General features: G+C 66.0%; 1 protein-coding gene. It reads right to left on the bottom strand.

The window, feature by feature from the left end:
• A partial coding sequence (locus tag AC5RU7_RS21115) for a hypothetical protein (protein ID WP_494053891.1) occupies positions 1 to 257 on the bottom strand: 257 nt, incomplete at its 3' end.
• Between the last annotated feature and the right edge of the window lie 31 nt (positions 258 to 288).

Below are 288 nucleotides of genomic sequence, written 5' to 3'. Positions count from 1 at the left end.
AACATCCCGGCAGGGCCCTCCCATCGGCGCAGCCTGCCCCAAAGGCCGGCCAGGAAGACCAGGAAGGCGATGTTGGCGAGAAATCCCAGCAACAGCGAAATCTGGTGGGCGGTGCGGTCCCCTGCAAGCTGGGCCTCGATGTCCTCCGCCGGGCTGTTGGTACCTGGCAGCTCCGGCGTGAAGAAGCCGGTAAGAACCAGGGCGGTGAACACCAGACCTGCCACTGCGGCCCATCGGTCCGGATTCCCCGTCGCCACTGCCGATCTAACATGGACGGGCGACGGGTTG

Source organism: Arthrobacter sp. K410C (assembly GCF_059090105.1).
The sequence above is the reverse complement of the archived record's forward strand: the minus strand, read 5'-3'. Positions and strand labels throughout refer to the sequence as shown.